The sequence below is a fragment of the Phenylobacterium sp. genome (genome assembly GCF_041913825.1).
Lineage (GTDB): Bacteria > Pseudomonadota > Alphaproteobacteria > Caulobacterales > Caulobacteraceae > Phenylobacterium.
In genome coordinates, this window is sequence record NZ_JAYSEO010000022.1 from 48,653 (window position 1) to 71,932 (window position 23,280).

18 protein-coding genes are annotated in these 23,280 nt (G+C 71.0%); 10 read left to right on the forward strand and 8 right to left on the reverse strand.

What is annotated here, in order from left to right; genetic code table 11:
* The first annotated feature begins 56 nt into the window (after positions 1-56).
* Positions 57-788, forward strand: coding sequence for a sugar transferase (locus tag ACE3Q8_RS17640; protein ID WP_374471605.1), 732 nt, complete (start codon positions 57-59; stop codon positions 786-788).
* Positions 789-956: 168 nt separating this feature from the next.
* Positions 957-1,703, forward strand: a complete 747-nt coding sequence (locus tag ACE3Q8_RS17645; RefSeq protein ID WP_374471606.1) for a class I SAM-dependent methyltransferase — start codon at positions 957-959, stop codon at positions 1,701-1,703.
* Between the two features lie 5 nt (positions 1,704-1,708).
* Here the strand turns inward: ACE3Q8_RS17645 and ACE3Q8_RS17650 are convergent, their stop codons facing one another.
* Together ACE3Q8_RS17650 and ACE3Q8_RS17655 are read right to left on the reverse strand one after the other, a co-directional pair.
* Positions 1,709-3,070, reverse strand: a complete 1,362-nt coding sequence (locus ACE3Q8_RS17650; protein ID WP_374471607.1) for a hypothetical protein — start codon at positions 3,068-3,070, stop codon at positions 1,709-1,711.
* 126 nt (positions 3,071-3,196) lie between these two features.
* The gene (locus tag ACE3Q8_RS17655; RefSeq protein ID WP_374471608.1) at positions 3,197-5,479 is read right to left on the reverse strand and encodes a calcium-binding protein; all 2,283 of its coding nucleotides are present in this window, start codon (positions 5,477-5,479) and stop codon (positions 3,197-3,199) included.
* Positions 5,480-6,026: 547 nt separating this feature from the next.
* Here ACE3Q8_RS17655 and ACE3Q8_RS17660 point away from each other — a divergent pair.
* Complete coding sequence (locus ACE3Q8_RS17660) at positions 6,027-6,920, forward strand: glycosyltransferase family 2 protein (protein WP_374471609.1); 894 nt, start codon at positions 6,027-6,029, stop codon at positions 6,918-6,920.
* Here ACE3Q8_RS17660 and ACE3Q8_RS17665 read toward each other — a convergent pair.
* The 3 genes from ACE3Q8_RS17665 to ACE3Q8_RS17675 are packed head-to-tail and all read right to left on the reverse strand — an operon-like array spanning position 6,907 to position 10,043.
* The gene (locus ACE3Q8_RS17665) at positions 6,907-7,971 is read right to left on the reverse strand and encodes an NAD-dependent epimerase/dehydratase family protein (protein ID WP_374471610.1); all 1,065 of its coding nucleotides are present in this window, start codon (positions 7,969-7,971) and stop codon (positions 6,907-6,909) included. The genes ACE3Q8_RS17660 and ACE3Q8_RS17665 overlap by 14 nt on opposite strands.
* Positions 7,968-8,723, reverse strand: a complete 756-nt coding sequence (locus ACE3Q8_RS17670; protein WP_374471611.1) for a 2-C-methyl-D-erythritol 4-phosphate cytidylyltransferase — start codon at positions 8,721-8,723, stop codon at positions 7,968-7,970. The genes ACE3Q8_RS17665 and ACE3Q8_RS17670 overlap by 4 nt, the downstream gene beginning before the upstream one ends.
* A 27-nt stretch (positions 8,724-8,750) precedes the next feature.
* Positions 8,751-10,043 (reverse strand): CDP-glycerol glycerophosphotransferase family protein, encoded by a 1,293-nt coding sequence (locus ACE3Q8_RS17675; RefSeq protein ID WP_374471612.1) that lies wholly within the window; start codon positions 10,041-10,043, stop codon positions 8,751-8,753.
* 184 nt (positions 10,044-10,227) lie between these two features.
* On the opposite strand from ACE3Q8_RS17675, the gene ACE3Q8_RS17680 reads away from it, so the two are divergent.
* On the forward strand, positions 10,228-11,430 hold the full coding sequence (locus ACE3Q8_RS17680) for a glycosyltransferase (RefSeq protein WP_374471613.1): 1,203 nt from the start codon (positions 10,228-10,230) through the stop codon (positions 11,428-11,430).
* Here ACE3Q8_RS17680 and ACE3Q8_RS17685 read toward each other — a convergent pair.
* A complete protein-coding gene (locus tag ACE3Q8_RS17685) occupies positions 11,380-12,606 on the reverse strand; it encodes a glycosyltransferase (protein ID WP_374471614.1) in 1,227 nt (408 codons plus the stop codon). The two genes, ACE3Q8_RS17680 and ACE3Q8_RS17685, sit on opposite strands and share 51 nt — an antisense overlap.
* 172 nt (positions 12,607-12,778) lie before the next feature.
* Here ACE3Q8_RS17685 and ACE3Q8_RS17690 point away from each other — a divergent pair, with 172 nt between their 5' ends.
* Positions 12,779-13,804, forward strand: coding sequence for an aminoglycoside phosphotransferase family protein (locus ACE3Q8_RS17690; protein ID WP_374471615.1), 1,026 nt, complete (start codon positions 12,779-12,781; stop codon positions 13,802-13,804).
* Positions 13,801-14,883: a phosphotransferase gene (locus ACE3Q8_RS17695; RefSeq protein WP_374471616.1), complete on the forward strand. Its 1,083-nt coding sequence runs from the start codon at positions 13,801-13,803 to the stop codon at positions 14,881-14,883. Before ACE3Q8_RS17690 ends, ACE3Q8_RS17695 begins: the two co-directional genes overlap by 4 nt.
* Here ACE3Q8_RS17695 and ACE3Q8_RS17700 read toward each other — a convergent pair.
* On the reverse strand, positions 14,781-15,992 hold the full coding sequence (locus ACE3Q8_RS17700) for a hypothetical protein (RefSeq protein WP_374471617.1): 1,212 nt from the start codon (positions 15,990-15,992) through the stop codon (positions 14,781-14,783). The two genes, ACE3Q8_RS17695 and ACE3Q8_RS17700, sit on opposite strands and share 103 nt — an antisense overlap.
* A complete protein-coding gene (locus tag ACE3Q8_RS17705; RefSeq protein ID WP_374471618.1) occupies positions 15,989-17,128 on the reverse strand; it encodes a GNAT family N-acetyltransferase in 1,140 nt (379 codons plus the stop codon). The genes ACE3Q8_RS17700 and ACE3Q8_RS17705 overlap by 4 nt, the downstream gene beginning before the upstream one ends.
* 279 nt (positions 17,129-17,407) lie before the next feature.
* Here ACE3Q8_RS17705 and ACE3Q8_RS17710 point away from each other — a divergent pair, with 279 nt between their 5' ends.
* The 4 genes from ACE3Q8_RS17710 to ACE3Q8_RS17725 form a co-directional block, all read left to right on the forward strand.
* Positions 17,408-19,642, forward strand: coding sequence for a GumC family protein (locus tag ACE3Q8_RS17710; protein WP_374471619.1), 2,235 nt, complete (start codon positions 17,408-17,410; stop codon positions 19,640-19,642).
* Between the two features lie 54 nt (positions 19,643-19,696).
* On the forward strand, positions 19,697-20,392 hold the full coding sequence (locus ACE3Q8_RS17715; protein WP_374471620.1) for a polysaccharide biosynthesis/export family protein: 696 nt from the start codon (positions 19,697-19,699) through the stop codon (positions 20,390-20,392).
* 25 nt (positions 20,393-20,417) lie between these two features.
* Positions 20,418-21,332 (forward strand): glycosyltransferase family 2 protein, encoded by a 915-nt coding sequence (locus ACE3Q8_RS17720; protein ID WP_374471621.1) that lies wholly within the window; start codon positions 20,418-20,420, stop codon positions 21,330-21,332.
* A gap of 170 nt (positions 21,333-21,502) precedes the next feature.
* A partial coding sequence (locus tag ACE3Q8_RS17725) for a hypothetical protein (protein WP_374471622.1) occupies positions 21,503-23,280 on the forward strand: 1,778 nt, incomplete at its 3' end.

Sequence of the window (23,280 nt, forward strand, 5' to 3'; positions counted from 1 at the left end):
GTCGTGCCGCGTAGATCCTCAGTAGTCCTCAAGATGACAGAGCAACGGGGTGCTTCATGCTGCTTGCGCCGTCTCCAGCCGCCTCGGAGTTCGACAGCTACTCGACAGCCGAGCTGGCCGATGTGGGTCGCAGCGGCCTTTCGCCGGGCGTCATCTATGGGGGCCTCAGCCCGGGCGCGCTCGCCGCGGCTGACGTCGCCGCCAGCCGGGCCAAGCGCCTGCTCGACGTCGTGGTCAGCGCCACGGCCCTCCTGCTCCTGGCGCCCGCCCTGCTGCTCATCGCCCTCGCCATCTATGTAGAGACGAGGGGCCCGATCTTCTTCCTGCAGCAGCGCACGGGCTACCTCGGCCAGGTGTTTCCGATCGTGAAGTTCCGGACGATGACGGTCCAGGAAGACGGTCGGGCGGTGCAGCAGGCCTGCCGGGGGGACCCGCGGATCACACGGGTCGGGGCGGTCCTCCGGAAACTCAGCCTCGACGAGCTGCCGCAACTCATCAACGTCCTGAGAGGCGAGATGTCGCTCGTGGGGCCGCGGCCGCACGCGGTCGCCCACGACGAGGCGTTCATGCGCCTTGTTCCCAACTACGCGCAGCGCTTCCGGGCCCGGCCCGGGATCACCGGGCTTGCGCAGGTGCACGGCCTGCGGGGCGAGATCGTCCGGGAGTCCTCGATCATTCTGCGCGCCGCGGCCGACATCCGGTACGTGGAGCGCTGGTCGCTGTTGACCGATGTCGTGATCCTCGCCCGGACGGCGCTCCTCATCTTCCGCGACCGGTCCGCCTTCTGAGCGCGCCGGCGCGCCGATGATCAAACGGCAAAGCCGCGGGCGCGCCCGCCCCATCTAGTGAGGGCGCGCCGCGAGCGCGGAGGCGCCGGCCCCGGCTCCCCCCCGCGCAGGCGCGCGCCGCGCGCCGCGCGGCGTCTTCCATCGGCCCAGCCATGTCGGAGCGAGACCTTGCCCAGCCGTTCGAGAATGCAGGAAGCCTGGAACGCCCGCGCGAAGGCCGACGCGGTCTTCTACGTGGAATCCTATCACGCGACAGACCGCGACGGCTTCTTCGCCAGGGGCGAAGAGCGGGCCGCGATGTTCCTGGATCCGGTGGTGTCCCGCACGCTGGGCGAGCCGGCGGGCCGCCACGTGCTCGAGATCGGCTGCGGTCTTGGCCGGTTCTCCCGGGCGCTCGCCCGCCGCTTCGGCCAGGTGACCGCGGTAGACGTGTCGGACGAGATGGTGGCGCAGGCGAAGGCGGCTAACGCCCATTGGCCGAACATCCGCTTCCACGCCACCGACGGGGAGAAGATCCCTCTGCCGGCCCAGGGCGCCGACTTCGTGTTCTCGTACGAGGTCTTCCAGCACATGCCCTCGCACCGCGTCATCCAGGCCAACCTGCGGGAGGTGGGGCGCGTGCTGAAGCCCGGCGGCGCGGCGATGATCCACCTGAGAACAGGCGGATTCCGGCTGCGCCTGCTGTACCGGCTCGCCGACCTCGTGCCGACCTGGGCGCACGCCGCGATCAAGCGGCTGAGGGGCAAGCGCGCCCTGACCAGCGACGCCACCTGGCGAGGCGCGCCGCCGCTCTCGTGGCCGCAGATCGAGCGCATGGCTGCGGCCGCCGGCCTGAGGGTCGCGGAATTCCTGCCCGATCCGACGCACGGTCCAGGCACACGCGTCTTCGCCCTGATGTCGCCGGCGATACGCTAGGTCGGTCAGGGGGCGGTTCGCCCCCCGACCAGCGCCTTCCCGGCCGCCGATGGCGCGAGCTCCAGGACCACGGGGTGGCCGGCCAGCGGAATGGTGATGCTCCGCGCCGCCTTCCAGGTCCGCACCGGCCTGTCGCCGACGAGCGGATCGTAGAGGGCCAGCGCCGCGTGCTCCGACGTCAGCGTCAACTCGACAGGCGTGGGCTCCACAGCGAGCGGGCGGGCGGCGGACTCGTCCCAGAGATCGGGCTCGCTCCAGAGGACGATGTCGTAGCCGCCGTCCGGCCTCCGCAGCAGGAGGCTCGCCCCGGTGGGCGGCAGGCCCGCCAGGCTGTAGCGCGGCAGCGGACTGCGCGCCGGCGCGCTGCGCCGGCCGACGATGCGGGTCAGGTTGTGGAGGGCATGGGCCGCTGGCTTGGGGCTCCAGTCGTAGCGGTAGAGCCCATAGTGGCTCTCGGTGTCTGCGGGCCCGTTGTCGTGGGAGTCCACGAGTTCGTAGACGTAGGTGGCCGCCGCGCCGTGCTTTGCGGCGGCCATGATCGAATTCAGGATCTGCTTGGCCTGCACCGGCTCGCTGACCCCGATCGGGGCCCGGCGGGCGGTGGTGGAGCCCGTCTCCGTGACCACGACCGGACGGCCGGGCGCGGTCCACCGCGCCGAGGCGAGGTAGTTCCGCAGCGTGTAGCGGGTGTCCAGGCGGCTGTGCCCCCAGGACTGCTGGCCGGCCCGGTAGTACGGGTGGACATTGGCGTAGTCGGCGTGCGCCGACAGGTCCCCCAGCGCGTCCGAGCTCTCCCGGCTGATGCCCGAGACGGTGACATTATAGACCGGAACGCCGCGAAGAACCGGGTCGGCCTTGGCCTGCGCGTACAGCGCCCTCTGGGTCGCGGCGGCCGCCCGATAGCCCGTGAGGCCTCCGAAGGTCACCGGCCATTTGTCGACCTCGTTCGGACCCTCCAGCGCGACCACCGATCCGGGGTAGGCTTGGGCGAGGCCGCGCGCCCAGCCGAGATAGTTGTCCAGTCCGACCTTCGGATTGAGCAGCAGGTTGAACCGCACCCCGCGGGCGGCGAGCCGGTCGAAGACCGAGAGGCTGCTCGAGTTGATGTAGTCGCGGAGATTGCGGACGCCGACGTAGGCCATCGCGCCTGCGACCCTGTCCGTGTCCGAATAGGGGTAATGGCCCGGCCAGCTCACGTGGCCGTTGACGCCCAGGCGATCCAGGAACGCGCGCGCCTCGATAACGCTGCCGTCGCTGTCGATGCGGACGGGGAAGGGGGCTGCGCCGACGCCACCCTCGTGCGAGTGCAGCAGGGGAACCGACAGCGCCGCCGCCAGGGCCAGCCGATGGATCGTCGCGCGAGGCAAGGCGAGCTCCGGGAAAGTCCCGGTCGACCCTAGAGGGGCTTCCCCGTCCGGCATGATCCTATGACGGTCGCCCCTGCCGATGAGTCGGCAGAGGCCGGGCGGGTGACCCGGCCTCGCCGTACCCGGTCAGCCGAAGATGAAGTTGCCGTCCTGCAGGCTGCTGGCCTGGATGTTCTGCAGCAGCAGGCTGGTGTCTCCCAGCGTGATCAGCGCCCCGCCGGCGGTCTGCGTCAGCACATAGCTGTGCTGCTCCGCGCCGAAGGCCCGCATGTCGACGCGCTCCCAGAGGGTGAAGTCGGTGACCACGTCGTGACCGCCGCCCCGCTCCATGACGAAGAAGTCGACCTCGTCCGCGCCGCCCGTGAGCGTGTCGTTGCCGAGGTTGCCGTTCAGGATGTCGCGGCCGCCGTCTCCGAAGATCCGGTCGTCGCCTTGCCCGCCCAGCAGGGTGTCGTTGTCGGGCCCGCCGTAGATCACGTCCGCGCCCTTGCCGCCGTTCAGGACATCGGTGCTGCCGAGGCCGGACAGGGTGTCGGCGCCTTCGCTTCCCACCTTCAGGTCGTTGCTTGCGGTGCCGACCCAGTTGACGCCGGGCGTGCTCGGAGCGGGCGCAGGCGCCGGGACTGGCGCCGTGGTGACCGGGTTCAGGGGCGCGGGATTGTTGAAGATGAAGTTCCCGGCCTTGAGGCTGGTCGCCTGGATCCCCTTGAGCAGCATGCTGGTGTCGCCGACCGTGATCAGCGCGCCGTCGGCGGCCTGGCTGAGCTTGTAGGTGTGCTCGTTGGAGCCGAAGGCCCGCATGTCCACCCGTTCGGAGAGGGTGAAGTCGGTGACCACGTCGTGGCCGCCGCCGGCCTCCATGACGAAGAAGTCGACGTCGTCGGCGCCCCCCGTCAGCGTGTCATTGCCGAGGTTGCCGTTCAGGATGTCCCGGCCGGTGTCCCCGAGGATGCGGTCGTCGCCCTGTCCGCCCAGCAGGGTGTCGTTGTCCGGGCCGCCGTAGATCACGTCGGCGCCCTTGCCCCCGTTCAGGATGTCCGTTCCGCCCAGGCCGGAGAGCGTGTCGGCGCCTTCGGAGCCCACCTTGGAGTCATTGCGCGCGGTCCCGAGCCACTCGGCGCCGGTCGACGGCGTGGGGCTCGGAGGGGGCGGGACGGGGGTGGGCGTCGGCGCAGGCCCGGGCGTCGGCGCGGGGGCCTGCGCAGCGCCGCTGACCTCGATGATCAGCGGGTGATCGGTGAGCGACAGCTTCACCGTGTTGGTGTTGCTGAAGGTCTGCAGCGGCTTGTCGCTGACCAGCGGATCGTAGACGGCGACGCTGGCGTAGGTTGCGCCAAGCGACACGTTGATGGCGGCGGTCGGCGCCGTGATCGCCCGGTGCGCCGCCTGGTCCCACAGGTCCGGCTCGGCCCACACCACGATGTCGTAGGAGCCGTTGTCCTCCTGGAACAGGAGGCTCGAGCCCGTCGCCGGCAGGCCGGTCACCGTATAGGCCGGAGCCGCCGTGTTCGTGGCGCCGCCCGAGGCGGTGGTGAGGATGCTGGTGAGATTGTGCACCGCGTGCGCCGCGGGCTTCGCCGTCCAGTCGTAGCGGTAGAGGCCGTAGTGGCTCTCGATGTCGTTCGGTCCGGCGTTGTGGGACTCCACCAGCTCGTAGATGTAGGTCGCCGCCACATTGTGCTTGGCGGCCGACATCAGCGAGTTGAGGATCTGCTTGGCCTGGACCTCCTCGCTCACGCCGATGGCCGAGCCGGGCGAGGTGGTGGAGCCGGTTTCGGTGATCACCGTCGGCTTGCCGGGCGCGCTCCACTGGCCGGAACTGATGTAGCCCTGCAGCGTGTACTTGGTGTCGCCGAAGCTGTAGCCCCAGGACTGCTGCCCCGCCTGGTAGTAGCTGTGGACGTTGGCGTAGTCGGCATAGCCGGAAAGGTTGCCGATGGCCGAGTATTCAGGCGCGTCGATGCCGGCCAGCGTCAGGTTGTAGACCGGCACATCCTTCAGCACCGCATCGGCGTTGGCCTTGGTGAACAGCGCCTTCTGGGTCTCGATGGCGCCCTGGTAGCCGGTGAAGCCGTTGTAGCTGACGGGCCAGTTGTCGACCTCGTTCGGGCCCTCGAGCGCGACCACCGAGCCGGGATAGGTCTGCGCCAGGCTGCGCGCCCACCCGATGTAATTGTCGACGCCGACGACAGGATTGAGCAGGAGGTCGAACTTGATGCCGCTCGCCGCGAGCTGCTTGAACACGTTCAGCGAACTCGAGTTGATGTAGTCGCGCATATTGTCGATGCCAAGGTAATCCATAGAGGATATGACCTTGGAAGTGTCCGAGTACGGATAATAGTTAGACCAGCTCACGTGGGCGTTGACGCCCAGTGTACGCACGAAGTTCTCTGCGTCTAAGATCGACATACAAGTTACCTGCTGAATACCATCGCCCCCGCCTGGCGGGCCGGAAACTAGTGGGGGGTTGCTTGGCGAGTTAGTGCCGAGGTGTCGCACCGGGCGCGCAGCCGTCCCGCCACGGTCAAGCTTTGTGGCCAAATTCTGGCAAGTTGATCGGCGTTATCTCGCCTGTGGAAACAAGATGAAAACAAACCGTTGATTTCAAACGCTAACCCACAATGGCGTATCCTGGTTATCGAAATCCTCACTACGCCTGACGCGCCCAGAACTGCGACGCTCTGCCACACAGGTCGCACCCTCGAATTCTCTGTTTTCCTTGGCGTGAGGCGCGGCGTGGAGCCGCGGCATGCCGGCTCAGGCCCGACTCGGCCCCCGATGTGCGCGGCGCCGGGCCGGACATCCCGATGACCATATGATGGTCGCCCCCGCCGTTGGTCGTTGCCGAGCCGAGGCGGGACGCAGCAAGCTCGCTGTGGGCTGCCGCGGCGCAGCATGGCCAGCCGTGCTGCGGGGCTGGCGTCCGTTAAGCGCGGGTCCGAACTTGATCGTTGTCGTGATCGCTACCGTCGGCAGGCCTCGCCACGTCGAGGACTCGCTGTCGCTGCTCTGCGATCAGAGCCTCCGCCCTGACCTCGTCATCGTGTCCGCCGCGAACGAGGCCGACCTTCCCGGGGCGGCCGACAGGCTGTTCGAACGCCTGCCGTTCGAGACGCGGGCGGTGACCGGCCCGAAGGGACTTACCCGCCAGCGGAATCGGGCGCTGACGATGCTCTGGGAGCGGGATGCGGACGACGGCTTCGTCGCCTTCTTCGACGACGACTTCGTGCCGCGGCTGGACTGGCTGGAGAACGCCGCCCGCGAATTCGCCGAGCGGCCATCCTGCGTGGGGCTGACCGGCGTCCTGCTCGCCGACGGCGCCAACGGTCCGGGATACGACCTGAGGCAGGCGATGCAGATGATCGTTCAGGGGCGTCGGCTGCTGCGCGGCGGTGACGAGCGCGCCCGGCCGGGACCTGCGCGGGCGCTCTACGGCTGCAACATGGCGTTGCGCGCGCGCGCGGCGCGCTCGGTTCGGTTCGACGAGGCGCTGCCGCTGTACGGCTGGCTCGAGGACGAGGACGTGTCCGGACAACTGCGACAGCTCGGGGAACTGGTGCGGTCGGAGCGGCTGGTCGGCGTCCACCTCGGCACGAAGTCAGGCCGGGTGTCCGGCGCCAACTACGGCTACTCGCAGATCGCCAATCCCATCTATCTGGTCCGGAAGGGGACCTATCCGGTCTCCAGCGCCGCCAACCTCATGGCCCGGAACCTCGCGGCCAACATCGTCAAGTCGGCCTTCCCGGAGCCATATGTGGACCGACCCTCGAGGCTGAGGGGAAACCTGCTCGCCCTCGCGGACCTGGCCCGCGGCCGCCTCCATCCCGGGGGCGCGGCTAGCCTGCGCTGACGGACCTTCGGCCGGCCGCGGCGCGATGATGATCGAGGGTGCGTCTCAGGCCGGTGGCCAGGTCGACCCGGGCTCGCCAGCCCAGCGCCCGCAGACGCCCGCAGTCCAGCAGGGGAGGGGCCACCGTCGGCCCTGCATCGGCGGTGTCGGGTGCGAACCTCAGCCGGGCCGCGCCGCCGGGCGCGCTGCGGATGACCGCCTGCGCCAGCTCGGCGATGGAGACGACCGCCTGTTCGTTGGCCACGTTGCAGGCCAGGCTGTCCGGTGCGGCCAGCATGTGCAGCAGGCCGGAGACCACGTCGCTCACGTAGGTGTAGCTCCGCCGGGCCCGACCGTCGGAGCGAAGCGTGATGTCCTCGCCGGCCAGGACCTGGCGCATGAAGTAGGCCTGCACCCGGGCGTCCTCGAGCGCCATGCCGGGCCCATAGGTGTGCGCCAGCCGCGCGATGCGGTAGCTGACCCCGTGCTGGAGCCCATAGGCGACGCAGAGGGCCTCGGCGAGGCGCTTGCTCTCCGGGTAGGCGCTGCGCGGCGCCAGGCTGTCCAGCACGCCGGCGGCCTCTTCCGTCACCCGTCCGGAGGCGTCCGCGGGCGCCTGGCCGTAGATCTCCGCCGAAGACAGGAAGCAGAAGGTGGCCCGGTGCGTCCGGGCCGCCTCCAGCAGGTTTGCGGCGCCGAGCACATTGGCGACGATCACCCCCACGGGGTCGTCGCGGTAGGCCACGGGATTGGCCGGGCTGCCGGCGTGGACCAGGACGTCGAGCCGGCCCAAGGGAGGCAGAGGTCGCGCGGGATCGTAGGCGAGGATCCGCAGGCCTCCGCTCTCGCGGTCGGCTGCGAAGACCCGTGCGGCTTCCGCCGGACGGCGTGTCATGGCCAGCACACGGGTAGGTTCGCCCCGCCGGCCCAGCGCCAGCAGGGTCCGGACCAGATACTGGCCCACCATGCCGGTGGCGCCCGTGACGAGGAAGCTGCGTCCCGCAAGCGAACTCCAGGGGAGGTCCTGCCGAAGGATCTCGGCCACGTCCTCGGCGACGATCCGGCTGGTCACGCCACCCGGGCCCCCCTCACGCCGTCAAGCGAACCGGAGCCGAGCAGCAGCGAGAACTGCAGCAGGTCGAACTCGGTCGTCAGCTTGGTGTTGCCCCGCAGCCCCGGCACCATGTGCAGCCGGTGGCCATAGTGCGTCATCAATTGCGCCTGGTCGACGAAGCGGCCGAGCAGGCCGTCGGCGATGGCCCGCCGGTTGGCCTCGATCACCTCGCCCAACCGGAACGTCTGCGGCGCCTGCAGGACGTACATCAGGTCCCGCTCCGTCACCGACTCGATCGTCTCCGCCTGGTCGAGCGACATGGCGATGGTCTCGAAGCAGGGGATCGCGCTCACCGCCGCGCCATGCGCCTGGGCGCAGGCGATGTTCTGGGAGATCAGCTCGGCGTTGATGATCGGCCGGACGCCGTCGTGAATGAGGGCGACGGCGCGCTCATCCACCCCGTCCGCGACGGCGCTCTCCAGGCCTCGGAGGATGGACTCCTGGGCGGTGCAGCCGCCGGGGACGATGGCGCGCACCTTCTCGAACCGGTAGCGGCGCGTGAGGTCCCAGGCATGCGAGATGTAGGGCTCGAGGCAGGCGATATAGATCGCGCCGATGCCCGGATGGTCCTGGAAGTGCTGCAGCGTGTGGACCAGGATCGGCCGGTCCCCCGCCACCACGAACTGTTTCGGCGGTCCGGGACGCAACATCCGGGTCCCGGCGCCGCCAGCAAAGATGATGGCGATCGCCTCGCCGCGTCCGTGGCGCATGCTTTGGTTTCCTCACCAGCGTCATGCCTAGGTCACCCGCGGCGAGCGCGAGTGATCGTTTGACAGGTGGAAGGCGACCTCGGGGCGGGGGGATGGGGGCGCGGGGCGGTTGCGCAGCGTCCGGTGGCGCTCGAGCTCCCTCATGACGGCCGAGGTGAAGGCCTCCGCCCGGACGAGCCCCGCCTGCGTCTTCAGGTTCTCGCGGGCGCGGCGGCGCTGCTCGGGCCGCCAGTCCCCGCCGCTGGCGGCGGCCGCAAGGAACCCGCCCAGCTCGCGCGCCTCCTCCACGATCAGCCCCGGCGTGAGCTCCATCATCGTCGGTTCGCTGAAGCCGCGGCCCGCCGTGTAGTCGCCGAGGTCGGGGCAATAGAGAGCCAGCGGCTTGTCGAGGTCGAGGTACTCTACCCAGACGCTGGAATAGTCGCTGACCATCGCCGCCGATGCGGCGATGAACTGGTAGAGCGTCATGCCGCTGCCGAGGATCTCGTCGGTGGTGACCACGCGCAGCCCGCTGCGATCGAACCGGGCGGAGTCCAGCGGGTGCGGCTTGACCACCAGGGTGACCCCTGCCGCCTTGGCGAGCACGGCGATCTCGGAAACCGGATCCGTCCCACGCGCGTCGAGCCGGGCGGAGAGGTCGGGGGAGTCCCGCCATCGCGGCCCCGAGGCGCCGTTCGCCTCGCGATAGGTGGGCATCCAGAGCACGAAACGGTCGCGCTCGAGGCCGAGCCGGCGCAACGCCGCGGGCCGGCTCGGCAGACTGAACGCCACCTGGCGGGGATTGCCGCTTCGCAGCACGCGCGCGTCGCCCGCTCCCAGCCAGCGCGCGGCCGCGGCCCCCCAGACGGGCGTATTGCAGGTCAGGACCGAGAAGGGGATGCGGGCGGAGAAGGCCGGGTTGTCGTTCGCCTTGGGACCGTAGCCGTGCCACAGGTTGATCACGAGCTTCCGGCGCGTGAGATCGGGCGACCCGTAGAGGCCGTGCGTGAACAGCAGCACCTCAGCCGCGCTGGCGTGCAGCAGCCCTGCGAGGGAGTTCTTCGCCACGACCCGTATGCGCTCGTGATCGGCGGCGATGAGCGACAGGTAGCGCCTGGCCAGCTGCGGCCGCCGCGCCAGGAGCGTCACCTGCAGGTCGGGCATCCGCGACAGCAGGACGGCGGCGAACAGGCTGTTCTCCTCGTGGTCGGGCCAGCCGTAGACGCAGACGCGTCCCTGGCGGTGCAGGACGGCGCTCAGCAGGCGATGCAGGGCCGCCAGCCACGCACGCCCCCAATCGGCGGGGCTGCGTCGGAAGGCGCCATTCCTGGCCTTGGGCATGACCCTGTCCAGCAGGAGCCCCTTTCAGCACGAGGGGGCGGCGCGACCAACGCGGGCCCCTTGCGTGAAGGATTAGCGACAGCGGCGATCGCGCCATTCGTCATTTGACGGTTGGCGCCCCTGCTGAGGATTGCCTCTCCGCCACCGCGACCTTGTGCTGGCCCGGCATTCAGAGGGGCTGCGGATGTCCAGGATCTTGGTGATCGGCAAGTTCTACGCGCCGTTCAACGGCGGCATCGAACGCAACACGACGGAGCTCTGCGAAAGGCTGGCGGCCGAGCACGACGTCACCGCTGTGGTGTTCAGCCATGAGGAACGGGGGGGCGAGGAGGTTCGGAACGGCGTGCGGGTGCGCCGTCTGCCGGCCAGTCGTCCCCTGGCGGGCCAGCCCCTGAGCTGGAGCCTGTTCGGGGCGTTCGACATCTCCGAGTACAACCTCGTCCACTTCCACGCGCCCAATCCCCTCGCGTCTGTCGCGCTCCTCGCGGAAATGGCGCGCAGGCCCAGCCCTCCGCTGGTGATCACGCACCACATGGACATGCGTCCGCGGGGCCCGCTGCGATGGGCGGCCCAGGCGGCCTACGGGCGGCTGCTGGCCGCCGCCGACACCATCCTGGTCTCGTCCCACAAGAACGTCACGGTGTCGCGCGACCTGCGGCCCGGGGGCAGGTACGTGGCGGTCCCCTTCGGGGTCGCCGCCCGCCGCTACGACGTCACGCCCGAGCAGCGACGGACGGCCTCCGAATGGCGACGCGCGCTGGCGGGCCGGGCGCGCACCGTGGGGTTCGTCGGCCGCCACGCCCGGTACAAGGGGCTCGATGTGCTGGTCCGCGCCCTGGCCATGACGCCGGGAGTGCACGCCTTCATCGCCGGCGACGGCCCCTACCGCGCCCCGGCCGAAGCGCTCGCCAGAACCCTCGAGGTGCAGGATCGCACCCACTTCCTGGGAGAGGTGAGCGAGTCCGACAAGCTCCGGCTGCTCGCCGCCTCGGACGCCTTCGTCCTGCCGTCCACCGAGATCACTGAAGCCTTCGGGATCACCCAGCTCGAAGCCATGGCCGCCGGGCTGCCAGTGATCGCCAGCGACCTGCCCACAGGCGTCACCGACGTCACGGTGGACGGCGTGAGCGGCCTGCTGTGCCCGCCCGGCGACCCGCTGGCGCTGGGCGCCGCCATCGGACGGCTGATGTCGGACGAGGCGCTGCGGCGACGGCTGGCCCTCGGCGCACGCCGCCGCGTGGAGGAGAGCTTCGACGAGGAGGTGGTCCTTGCGCGCGCCGTGGACGCCATCGAGGCGGCCCTCTACGGCTACCGCCGCCGGGTTCGGGTCCCCCGGTCAGCGCCCCGGCGTGCGGCCGGCGCTCACCAGGTCGCCGAAGAGGCCTAGCAGGTCTCGTTCGAACCGGACCGGGGAGAAGCGGGTCCGGGCCATCTCGCGGGCGGCCCGGCCGAGGCGCGCCGCCTCCGGCGCCAGGGCGGCGGCGAGCGCGTCCGCCAGCGCCGCCGGATCGCTCGGCGGCACGACGAGGCCGGTGACGCCGTCGGTGAGGATCTCGCGCACGCCGCCCACATCGGTGGCGACGCTTACGCGGCCCAGCGCGGCGGATTCCAGCAGCACCGTGGGAAGGCTCTCGAATTCGCGCGAGGCCAGGACCACCACGTCCATCGCCGCCATGAGTTCGGGGATGTCACGGCGGTAGCCGGTGAAATGGACCCGCTCGCCCACCCCCGAGGCGGCGGCCAGGGTCTTCAGCTCGTCGATGTAGGCGGCGTTGCCCGCATAGCTGAGTTCGCCCACGATCCAGAGCCGGGCTGCGGGATGGTCGCCCGACAGGCGGCCGAGCGCCTTGATCAGATCGGCCTGACCCTTGCGCGGCTCGAGGACGCCGAACACGCCGATGTGGGGGCCGGCCTTCCCCTCGAGCTCCGCCGGCCTGGGCGACCCCAGGAAGGCCGGTCCGACGGCGTTGTAGACCAGGTGGATCCGCGCTTCCGGCGCGCCCAGGCTGCGCAGCAGCTCGCGTCCGGCGTCGGAGACGCAGACGAAGGCGTCGCACCCGCGCCGCAGCCAGCCCGCGAGCGCCGCGTACTGGCGAGGAACGGGGAGGGTCTCGTGGACGTGCAGGACGATCGGCGCGCCCGCCCGCCTGGCCGCCTGCGCCGCCTGATACGCCCCGATGGGGTGGTGGGCGTGGACCAGGTCGACGCGCTCCTGCGCCACCAGGGCGGACAGGACCTCCCGGTTCCGGAGGGTGGCCCAGAGGGCGCGCGCGAGGTCGGCCGCGGGCCCGCGGCGCCCGCTCAACGCCGCGATGGAGCGGCCTTCCAGGCCTTCGAGGGCGACCGTGGCCTCGAGGTGGCCGCCGGGCGGGCAGGCGATGATGGCCCGGCCGCCGCCGCCGCGCACCGCCTGGGCGCTGTTGAGCGCGATCCGCTCCGCCCCGCCGACGAACGGCACGCGGCAGATCTCGAGGACGCAGCGGCCCTCCAGCCCCGGCGCGAGCCCGTGCGCGCCCGGATCGGCGGGTGAGGCTTCGGCGGCGAGAAGATGGCTGTGGTCCAAGGTCGTCGCCCGTTCGTGAAACCACGTCAGCAACGGATGGGAGGGGGCGCCTCGCCACCCCAAATGATCATCCGCGGCGGCTCGGCCGGGGCCACGGTTCCCCGCCGCCCCTTGAGGGCGCCAGGTCCAGCGACGTGGCCACAGGCGTGACGTGCAACTGAGCGACCCTTTCGTGCCCCGTCTCCTGCAGGCGATGGCCCCGCATCCGACGCTCCAAGGCGAAGGATCCCCCCGCCTGACGGTGGTCGGTCGGCGGGTCACCGGACGCTCCCGCCTGTACTTCCTGGGTGAGGCTGATCGCGCTCCGACCTTCGTGGCCAAGGTGCCCCTGGCCGACGCGCCGTCGCACCATCCGCCCCTGGACGCGCCCGCCCAGTTCGAGGCGCTGCGCCGGTCGCACGCGTGGTTCCGGCAGGAGGATCGGCATGCGGTGGTCGAGCCGGTCGCCTGTCTCCCGGACCTCGGCGCGCTCGTCATGCGGCACGCCCCGGGCCCGACGGTGGCGGCGTCCCTGGCCCGCGCCCTGGCCGATCCTGTGCAGGCCCGGCAGGCGGTGGGCGCCGCCGGCGACTTCCTGCGCCGCTTCCACGCCCACGGCGCAGCGGCGGACGCCGAGGTCGACCTGCGCGCTCTGGCCGACGACCTTGGCGAGGAAGCGCTGGCGGTCCTGACGCCCTTGGGCCTGCAGCCGACGCGCGCCGTCCTGCAGGCGCTGCGCGAGGCGCCGCGAAGCCGCGTCGCCGTCCGGCAGGTCCTGCGCCATGGCGACTTCGTGGGGGCGAACCTCATCGTCTCGGGTCCGAACAGCGTCACCATGATCGATCCTTCCCTCGCCGAGTGCGGCCTGCCCGATGACGACCTGGCGCGGTTCCTGGCCCATCTCTCCTCGACAACGAGCCTGATGGCGGGGCTCGCCTGGCCGCCCGCGGCCCGGCTGAGACGCGAACTCGAGCAGGCGTTCCTGGCCGCCTACGGCTCGACGCCCAACCCGCCGGCCGTGTTCGAGATCCGGCTGCTGCGGCAGCTCCTGCTGCGATGGGCGCGACGCACGGAGCACGCCATGGCGCGAGCGAGCGGCACGGCCCTGCGCGCCCAGCGGCTGGTGGTCGACCTTCACATGGGCAGGCTCCTCGATCGGTGCGCCGTCCGGCTGCGACAGGCGCTGCGAGAGCCCCCCTTCGCCGAGCCGGTCGGATGAGCCGCAAACCGCCCGGCGCCGGCCGCTGCGCCGTGGTGGCGGCGGCGGGAAAGGTCCTCGCCGCCGCGCGAGAGGCGCTTCGATCCATCGATCCCGACGCCGCCGCGATGGAATGGATGGGCCCGCCGCTCGTCTCGGCCCAGTCGGTTATCTACGTCCTCGGGCTCCGGCATGAACCGCCGCGGTACGTGGTGAAGGTCATGGCCGCTTCGGGCGGAGCGCTGTCGGCGGCGGCGCAGTTCGCGGCTCTGCGCACCTGCCATGACTGGTGGCAGGGGGAGGACCGGCACGCGGTCCCACGACCCGTGGCCCTGCTGCCCGGCGGCGACGGGCTGGTGCTCGAGCACGTGCGGGGCGAGAGCGCCGCCAGGATCCTCTCGCGGGTCCTGGCTCGGCCGGGAGCGGCCCTGGCCGCCGCCGGTGCGGCGGGCGACTTCCTCGGGAGGCTCCACCGACATGGCGAGGCCGGCGTCGGCCAGGTCCGCCTGGCCGACCTGGTCGCCGAGATCCGGGCCTCCGAAGCGGCCGACCTGGCGCCGATCGGGCTGGCCTTGCCGTCTGCGGTGCATCGCAGCCTGGATCGCGCGCCCGCGATCACGATCTCCGTCCGCCGGGTCCGGCTGCATGGCGACTTCACGCCGCGCAATGTCCTCGTCACCGCGCCGGCCCAGGTCGCGGTGATCGACCCGACGCTGCAGGTCACCGGGCTCGCCGAGGACGACCCCGCGGCCTTCCTCACCCTCATGTCCTCCGCGCCGGTCTTCGCGGGCGGGCTGGTGCTGCCGCCACTGGGTGCGGCCCGTCGGCGGCTGGAGGCGACGTTCCTCGCCGGTTACGGGCCGGACGGGCTCTCCCCCGTGGTCCTCCCCCTGAGGCTGATCTATGAGCAGATGTGGCGCTGGGCCTATCGCCGTCGCCCCGGGGCGGCCCGCCGGGCGGGCGCGCTGGCCGACCTGCGCGCCCGACTCATCGATGCTCAGATGTCGGCGCTGCTGGAAGAGAGCGCGGGCTTGCTTGACCGGGCGCTCGCGGCGGCCGCAGCGGGAGAGGGCCGGCGACGCAGAAGGGCTCCGGCGTGAAGGCCAATCGCCTTGAGGCCGATCAGGCCCCAATAGGCTGCGCCCGGTCCCGTCCGGCAGAACCTGGCGAAGGCGGGCCAGGCGGCGGCGAACTCGGCCCATGACCCGGTGGCGGCGGCCGCCAGCAGGGTGTGGGGCTGGACCCCGACCTGGCCTTCGCCCGACGGCAGGTCCAGGCCCCTCAGGGCGCTCCCCGTCACCAGGCCGACATAGGCCGGGAGGAAGCCGACGCCGGCGGCGCTGGCGGCCAGCATCGAGCCCCAGCACCGCGCGTTGGCGTCGATGTGCCAGAGCCGCCCGGCAGGGTCCTGGATGAAGTCGAACTGGACCAGTCCCCGCACGCCCAGGGCTGAGGCCACGGCGCGCCCCGCGCGCATCGCCGCGGGCTCGTGATGCAGCGTGACGCCGGCGCTCGGGCCGCACGGCTTCTGGTAGCCGGTCGCGCGGAAGCAGCGCTCCACGAGCGGACCCTTGTCGCCGACGAGCGCGCCGTACATCACGAGCTCGCCAGGAACGTGCCCCTGGAAGAAGACGTCCTCGGCGGCGGCGCCCCAGCGGGCGAGGCCGGCCTCCGCCTCCGCCGGGCCGGCCGCCAGCAGCACGCCGCGGCCGCCTTCGGCCACCCGGCGCTTGACCATGTAGGGTGTCCCGAGGGTGTCAGCCGCCGCCTGCGGATCCGCGGCGCTCGCGGCGATCTGCGGCGGGACGAGAACGCCGGCCTCGGCGAGGCGGGCGTTGAGCTCGAACTTGTCGAACAGCTCTGCGGGCGGGGCTGCGGCGCATGACAGGGCGACGCGTGCGAGCCCGCGGACCAGGTCCGACCTCAGACCCAGCTCCGCGAGCGTGGCTTCACCGAGTTGGACGTCGACGATCTCGTAGCGGGCCAGGCGCGCAGGGAGGCGGTGGTCGCCGCCCGTGGCGGCAAGACACAGGACCTCAGAATAGAAGAGCCGGTCGCGAAGCGCCCGCGCCCACGAAGGCGTGGCGATGGTCAGGCGTAGGGTGGCCAACCCCCGGCGCTTCAGCGCCGCGGCGAAGGGATCGAACAGCGTCGCCTGCCGCCCGCCGTCGTCCAGGAAGACGACGGCCTTGCGGCGCCGGTCCTTCACGGGGCCTTCCGCCCGCCGGCGGCCAGGGCGGCGAGTTGCGTGCGCACCCGCGCCGGCGCCCGCTCGGACAGCCAGCGCTTCGCCAGTCGGTAGCGTACGAAGTGTTCGCCCCGGAAGGTGAGGGGCAGCAGGTAGGACGTCACCGTCTCGACCCTTGTGGCCCACTTCAGCTTGTAGGCCTCGTTCCCGGGCCGGAAGTCGTAGTCGAGCCCGCGGGCGAGCGCCCACTGGATCACGGCCAGCGTCAGCAGGTGGCCCGGCGAGCACCTGTCGAACGCGGCGTCGAAGCTGGAGGTGAACGATTCGACGCGTCGGCCGTCGACGCTCACGACTTCCGCCGCGACGGTCCTCCCGTCCAGTTCCAGGGCGAAGACGCGCCGGCCGCCTGCGCCCCAGTCGTGGGAGAGGGTGGCGGCGAGGAACTCCGCGTTCGCCTTGGACATCAGCCTCTCGTTGCTGAGGCCGCGGCGGGCCATCCATTCGCGCTTGCGGGCCAGCACCCATCGGAGAGCCTCGACCCGCGCCGGCGCGGTGTCGACCTCCCGGAACTCGACGTGTCCCAGTTCGTCCAGCTTCCGCCGCCGGCGGCGAAGGTTGGCGCGGGTGTCGGCCGGCAGCCAGGCGGCGTAGTCCTCGGGCGCCGAAAAGGCGCCGGCGCTCACCAGCGGAGCAGGCTGCACGAGCGTCGCGCGCGCTCCTGGCGTCTCTCGCACCAGTCGGTCGAGCGGGCTGTCGCGCCGCACGTGGGGGAGGCGCAGCGCGTCGGCCAGCCTGCGGTCCCGAAGCTCCTGGAGGAGGGCCGCCCAGAGCGCGTCGGCCGGCTCCGCGGGATCCAGGAGAGAGGGGAAGTACTCGGAGCTTTCCGAGTTGAGGGGGCTCGCCAGGCGCAGCAGCTGTCCGGGCCTGGCGAGCAGCGGCCAGATCGCCACGGCGCGCGTCCCTCGGCGGGCCACGACGCAGCGGGGGCGTCCGCGGCCCCGCGAGGTCACGACGCGCCAGCTGAGCCAGGCCCAGTCGAAGCTGTCGCTGAGGTGCGGCGCGGAATGTCGCGCATACAGATCGTCCCAGGCCCGCTTCAGGCCCTGCAGGCCGTCGGGATCCGAAACGATGTCGAAGGTGTAGGCGGCCTGGGTCATGAGGATCAGCGTCGCTGAGGTCAGCAGACCTGGCCCGTCGTTGCGGCGTCATTTGAGGGCCGGGCGGAGCGTTTGCCTCCGGGCGGCGCTTCCCGCGTGCCTCCGTTCCGGGGCTGGCCTGTCAAGGCTTGGGCGCCGTTCTGGGGTCGAACTCTGCATCGGTCAAATGACATGGCCTGACCCGACTGATGGCCGGCAGATGGACCCGCTGACCGAACCCACGCGGGCAGTCGGGTCGCCATGGCGACCGCGCAGTAGCAAGACAGAGAAGGCGGCAAGATGAACGCTTCGGCGCCTGTGCCCTACCGGGGAGCTCCGATCGCCCCCTTCGCAGCGGCCCGCAGACCTGAGCCCCAGACCTCCAAGGCGCTCGACCCCCGGCAGTGGATCGCCGCGGCTCTCCGGCACCTGAAGCTGTTCCTGGGTGTGGTCGTCCTGGTGGTGGCAGTGGCGGTGATCGTCACCCTGCTGCAGGAGCCGAAGTACGTCGCCACTGCGAACGTTCTCCTGGATCCGCGGGAGGAGCGCGTCTCGAACGAGAAGGCGGTGCTCTCCGACCTTCCGACGGACTCCAGCGCCGCATCGTATGTGGTGGACACCGAGGTCGAGATCCTGCGCTCGCCGCGGCTCGCGCGCCGCGTGGTGGATGTCCTCGGCCTCGAGCGGGATCCCGAGTTCAACCGCCGCCTCAAGAAGGACGGGACCTACGACGCCAGCCGCCGCTTCACGGAAGCCGAGCGGATCGCCACCGCCGCCGCCGTGTCCAAGCGGCTGGGGGTTCGCCGGGCGGCGCTCACCTACGTGATCGACGTCACCTTCACTTCGAAGGACCCGCAGAAGGCGGCGCGCATCGCCAACGCCTTCGCCGACCTCTACATCGTGGGCCAGCTGGAGGCGAAGTTCGGCGCCAATGAGCAGGCCACCAAGTGGCTCCAGGGCCGCATGACCCAGCTGCAGGCCCAGGTGCTGAGCGACGAGGCGGCGGTCCAGCAGTACAAGATCCAGAACAATCTGCTGAGCGCCTCAGGCGCCAGCCTGACCGAGCAGGAGATCTCCACCCACCAGGAGAGCCTGGCGGCCGCCCGCGTGCAGGTGGCCGAGGACGCCGCCCGTCTCCAGACGGCGCGCGCGCAGCTTGCCCGGGGGTCGCGCGGCGACGACGTGGGCGAGGCCCTGGCCTCGCCCGTGGTGCAGGATCTCCGGAAGCAGCGGGCGGAAGTCAGTCGCAAGGTGGCCGAGCTCGAGGTGAGCTTCCGCGACGGCTACCCCGAGCTGGACAAGGCGAAGAGCCAGCTGCGCGACATCGACGCCGAAATCCAGGCGGAGATCCAGCGGACCATCACCAACCTCCAGGCCCGTCTGAACGTGTCGCAGCAGCGCGCGGCGGCGATCGCCAGCAACCTCGGCGGCGCCAAGGGGCAGCTCACCTCGAACACCCGCGCCATGGTTCGGCTGAACGAGCTGGAGCGGAACGCCGAGGCGTCTCGCGTCCTCTATGCGAGCTATCTGAACCGCTTCAAGGAGACGAGCTCGCAGCGCGGCCTCGCCCAGGCCGACGCCCGCATCGCCTCCGAGGCGGTGCCGCCGCTGAAGCCCGCCTCGCCGAACAAGAAGCTCAACCTCGCGCTTGGCCTCATCGCCGGCGTGGGCCTGGGCGGCCTGGCCGTGGCCATGGCGGAGTACATGCGGGTGGGGCTGCGCACCAGCGACGACGTGGAGCAGATGCTGGGGCACCCCTACCTCGGCGCCATTCCGGAGCTCTCCTCGGTGGTCGCCAGGGCCCGCGGCAGCGTCCGCAACCAGTTGCGCGGCCGACCGATGGACTATGTGGTCGCCCGGCCGCTGTCGGCCTTCCCCGAGGCCTTCCGGAACCTGAAGGCCTCGGCCCTGGCCCTGCCTCAGGGCGAGCCGGTGCGCACCGTGGCTGTCACCTCGGCGCTCCCCCGCGAAGGCAAGAGCACCGTCTCCATCTGCCTGGCCCGGACCGCCGCCCTGCAAGGCTGGAGGGTGCTGCTGATCGACTGCGACCTGCGCCGGCCCGGGCTCACGGCGGCCATGGGCCTGGAGCCCAGGTCCGGCCTGCTGCAGGTCCTGCGCGGGGAGGCCCAGCTCGAGGACGCCATCGTCCATGACGAGGCGAGCGGCGCGGACCTGCTGCTGCTGCCCGGCAAGACGGACGCCATCAACGACGTGTTCGGCTCCGAGGCCATGGACGCCCTGCTGGCGAGGCTGAAGCAGCGCTACGACCTGGTGGTGCTGGACACCGCGCCGGTCCTGCCGGTGGCCGACTCCCGCATCCTGGCGGCCAAGGCCGACACCGTGATCTTCGCCGCCAACTGGAACAAGACGCCGCGGCGGGCGGTGCAGACGGCGCTGAAGATCCTGGAGTCCATGGGCGCGCGGATCGCCGGGGTCACCCTGACCCGGGTCAACATGGAACAGCAGGTCCGGTACGGGTACGGCGACGCCGACTACTACTTCCGCGACTACCGCGGCTACTACGCGGAGACCTGAGCCGTGCAGGATCTTCTTCGGGTTCTTCACGGCGCAACAGTGGGGAGTGGCAAGATGCGTGAATCTCGAACCCTTGCAGTCTGCGCGTTCGCCGTCGTGCTCGGCGCGGGCGGGGCCGCCGGCGCCGGCGCGCGTGACGCCGCCAAGCTGCCGCCGCCCGATGCGGTGGCCGCGAGCGAGCAGGGCGCTCCGGAATACCGGATCCTGCCGCAGGACGTCCTCGAGATCACCGTCCTGCAGGTGCCGGAGCTCAGCAAGTCCGTCACCGTGGACAACGCCGGCAACATCGCCCTGCCGTTCCTCGGCGACCAGCCGGTGGCCAACAAGACCCCGCAGCAGGTGTCCCAGGAGCTGACCCGCGCGCTGGGCGACCGGTTCATGAAGGACCCCCAGGTCACCGTCCGGGTGAGCGAGGCGCAGGGCCGGAAGGTCACGGTGGACGGCGCGGTGGCCTCGCCAGGCGCCTATACCCTGAGCGGGCCGACGAGCCTGCTGCAGGTGATCGCGCTGGCGAAGGGCCCGGACCCGCGCCTCGCCAACGAGCGCCGCGTCGCCGTCTTCCGGACGGTCGGCGGGACGCGCCGCATGGCCATGTTCGACCTGCGCGCCATCCGCCGCGGCACGGTGGAGGACCCTACCGTCTACGGCGGCGACATCGTGGTGGTGGACACCTCCGGGACCAAGTCCTTCCTGCAGGGGTACCAGCCGGGCTTCGGCCTGATGGGGCTCCTGTTCGGCGGGCCCTGGTGACTCCCAGCCTGAGCGGAGGATCCCCATGGCGGCGTCCGCGCCCTTCTTCAGCATCGTGGTGCCGACCTACAACCGCGCGCACCTGATCGGCCCGACCATCCGGTCGGTCCTGGGCCAGACCTTCGGCGACCTGGAACTCCTGGTGATCGACGACGGCAGCACCGACGGCACCGCCGCGGTGGTGGGCGGCTTCGCGGATCCGCGCCTGCGGTATCTGCCGGTCACCAATCGCGAACGTGGCGCGGCCCGGAACTACGGCCTCTCGCAGGCGGCCGGCACGTACGTGGTGTTCCTCGACTCCGACGACGAGTTCCATCCCGATCACCTCGAGACCCTGCGGCGCGCCATCGCCGAGCAACCCCATCCGCCGAACTTCGTCGCCACCAAGTACGCCTATAGCGTCGGGGGCCGCCGGCGGCCGAGCCCGGTCACGCGGATGCGCGGGGGCTGGTACGGCGTGGACGACTTCGCGGGCGGCAATTTCCTGGCTTGCAACATCTGCGTCCGTCGCGCCAACCCGGAGCTGAGGCCATTCGAGGAGGATCGTCGCTACGCGGCGGCCGAGGATTGGCTGTTCCTCCTGGAGAACACCCAGTCGGACAAGCTGCTGCTGGTGGACGCCGAGACCGTGACCATGGTCGAGCACGACGGACGCACCATGCGGAACAACCGGCTGCTGATCGAGCGGGTCCGGCTGGCTGTCGGCTGGATGGAAGAACACCTCGCCTTGACCCCCAGCCAGCTGCGCCGCGCCCGCGGGCGGGCCTACTGGCTGTGCGCCGTGCACGCCTATGCGGATGACCGGCGGGGCGAGGCCTGGGGTTTCGCCCGAAGCGCGTTTGCGGGGATCCGCGGGAGCGAGGCGCTCACGCTCGTCCTGCGGCTCCTCGCGGGCCCCAGGCTGGTCGGCCGACTGAAGTCGCTCGCCTGGCGGACATGATCCGTTCTGTCGCGCTGTGGGCCGGAAAACCCCGACCCCAGATCAAATGAAGCAGCGCGCCTGAGCCCCCGGCGCGACCCCTAAGGCTCGCCGCGGACCCCACGCCCCGTCCTCACGACGGAGGAGCACGGGCCGCGTGGCGGCAGTCATCTAGGGGGTCTCGTCGCATCATGGCCGACGCCGCGTTCATCGCCATCACGCCCAACGCTCCGTTGAACGAGAGCGTCTTCACGCCTGGGAGCTATGTGGTCCAGAACCTGTCCACGGGCGGGGTGCAGATCACGAGCGTCAAGTTCGACATCTCCACCGCCATCTTCCCGGGACTGGTGTTCGATCCCTCGCCCACGGGGTCGTCCGGGAACGAGCTCGGCAAGCCCTTCACGGTCGACCAGAACATCGGCGGCATCACCGCCACCTCGGCCGTCACGAACCCCTACCAGGGCGAAATCGGCCAGCTGCTGACCGTGACCACCGGCAGCTTCGACCCCAATGACAAGCTGGCCTTCTCCATCGACATCGATCCGGGCCGTGTGACGACCAGCGATCCGGCGGCGGGGCCGCAGGGCAAGATGATCGGCCTGGAGCTGATCGGCTCCACCGTGACCGTGGCCTTCTCCGACGGGACCACCAAGGTGGGCGAGGTGTTCACCGACGGCTCGGTGGGCGGAGCGGAGATCCTGCTCGACGACGACCTGCTCGCCGCCCCCACCGTCACCGTCGTCGGCGCGAGCGGCGGAACGGGCACGCTCGCGAACAGCACGGCCCAGGTGCAGATCACCGGGGGCCCGGCCAACGGGGTGGTGCGGCTGGTCGTGGTGCGCGGCATCGACGAGCTGATCGAGCCCACCGACAACATCTATGAGGCCCACCGGGCGACCAATACGCGCTACCTCGACGTGCCGCTGGGGTCGACGGGCGCGGCGAACCTGACGCTCGACCTCAGCAACGGGGGAACCTGGGCGCTCGGCGGCGGCATCTTCCACGTGACGGGCGCAGTCATCGACGCCCAGGGCGATGCCCAGAGCCTGGTGAGCGACATCAGCCGCCTGCGGGTGGCCACCGACGCCGACGTGGACACCGATGGCGATGGGCTGATCAACGGCTACGACCGCTTCCAGCTCGACGCCACGAACGGGACCAACAAGAACCTCGCCCAACTGGGCTCGATCACCCTCGACTTCAACAGCGGGACGACGCCGTTCCAGGCGGGCTTCACCGGGGTGATGAGCAATGGCCAGGAGAGCCATACCCAGCTCGGCACGTCCGGCAGCGTCGCGGATGGCAAGCTTACCGTCCTGACCACCGCCGGCGACGCCAACGGCGACATGAACACCCAGAAGAACGGCTACCAGTTCGGAGTCGACACCTCGGGGGTGCAGAACTTCACGGTGGAGACGAAGGTCTTCAATCCCTTCGCCGGCGGCGTGCCGGTGCAGAACTACCGCCAGGCCGGCCTGCAGATCGGCGCCGGCAACCAGGACGATTACGCCAAGCTGGTGCTGCACTCGAACAATGGCGCCGGGGGCATCGAGTTCATGACCGAGATGGGCTTCGTGCCCAGCGGCGTGACCTCGGCGCTGGGCGTGCCGCTGCAGAACGTGGCCTACGCGATGCTCTACATGGACGTGGCGAAGACCGCGTCCGGCGGGACGATCACGCCGCGCTGGACCCTGCACGACGCCGGGGGCGCGCAGATCGGCGCAGGCTCACAGGCGGCTAAGGTCGTCACCGGCGCCCTTCTCGACGCCATCCAGGGCGACCTCGTCTGGAAGGGCCAGCAGAGCGAGCTGGCGGTGGGGGTGATCTCCACCTCCTTCGGCTCGTCGGGCCCGATCTCCGCGAGCTGGGACCACCTGAAGATCTCCACCGCAGACGCGCCGCCGCCGCAGGCGATCGCCCTGAACGTGGGCGGCCCAGCGGTGACGACCGGCGGGGTGAACTACCTGGC

Coding starts and splice junctions, on each gene's coding strand:
- ACE3Q8_RS17640 (WP_374471605.1), top strand. CDS start 57: ATGCTGCTTGCGCCGTCTCCAGCCGCCTCGGAGTTCGACAGCTACTCG.
- ACE3Q8_RS17655 (WP_374471608.1), bottom strand. CDS start 5,479: ATGTCGATCTTAGACGCAGAGAACTTCGTGCGTACACTGGGCGTCAAC.
- ACE3Q8_RS17670 (WP_374471611.1), bottom strand. CDS start 8,723: ATGCGCCACGGACGCGGCGAGGCGATCGCCATCATCTTTGCTGGCGGC.
- ACE3Q8_RS17675 (WP_374471612.1), bottom strand. CDS start 10,043: ATGCCCAAGGCCAGGAATGGCGCCTTCCGACGCAGCCCCGCCGATTGG.
- ACE3Q8_RS17680 (WP_374471613.1), top strand. CDS start 10,228: ATGTCCAGGATCTTGGTGATCGGCAAGTTCTACGCGCCGTTCAACGGC.
- ACE3Q8_RS17695 (WP_374471616.1), top strand. CDS start 13,801: ATGAGCCGCAAACCGCCCGGCGCCGGCCGCTGCGCCGTGGTGGCGGCG.
- ACE3Q8_RS17705 (WP_374471618.1), bottom strand. CDS start 17,128: ATGACCCAGGCCGCCTACACCTTCGACATCGTTTCGGATCCCGACGGC.
- ACE3Q8_RS17710 (WP_374471619.1), top strand. CDS start 17,408: ATGAACGCTTCGGCGCCTGTGCCCTACCGGGGAGCTCCGATCGCCCCC.
- ACE3Q8_RS17715 (WP_374471620.1), top strand. CDS start 19,697: ATGCGTGAATCTCGAACCCTTGCAGTCTGCGCGTTCGCCGTCGTGCTC.
- ACE3Q8_RS17720 (WP_374471621.1), top strand. CDS start 20,418: ATGGCGGCGTCCGCGCCCTTCTTCAGCATCGTGGTGCCGACCTACAAC.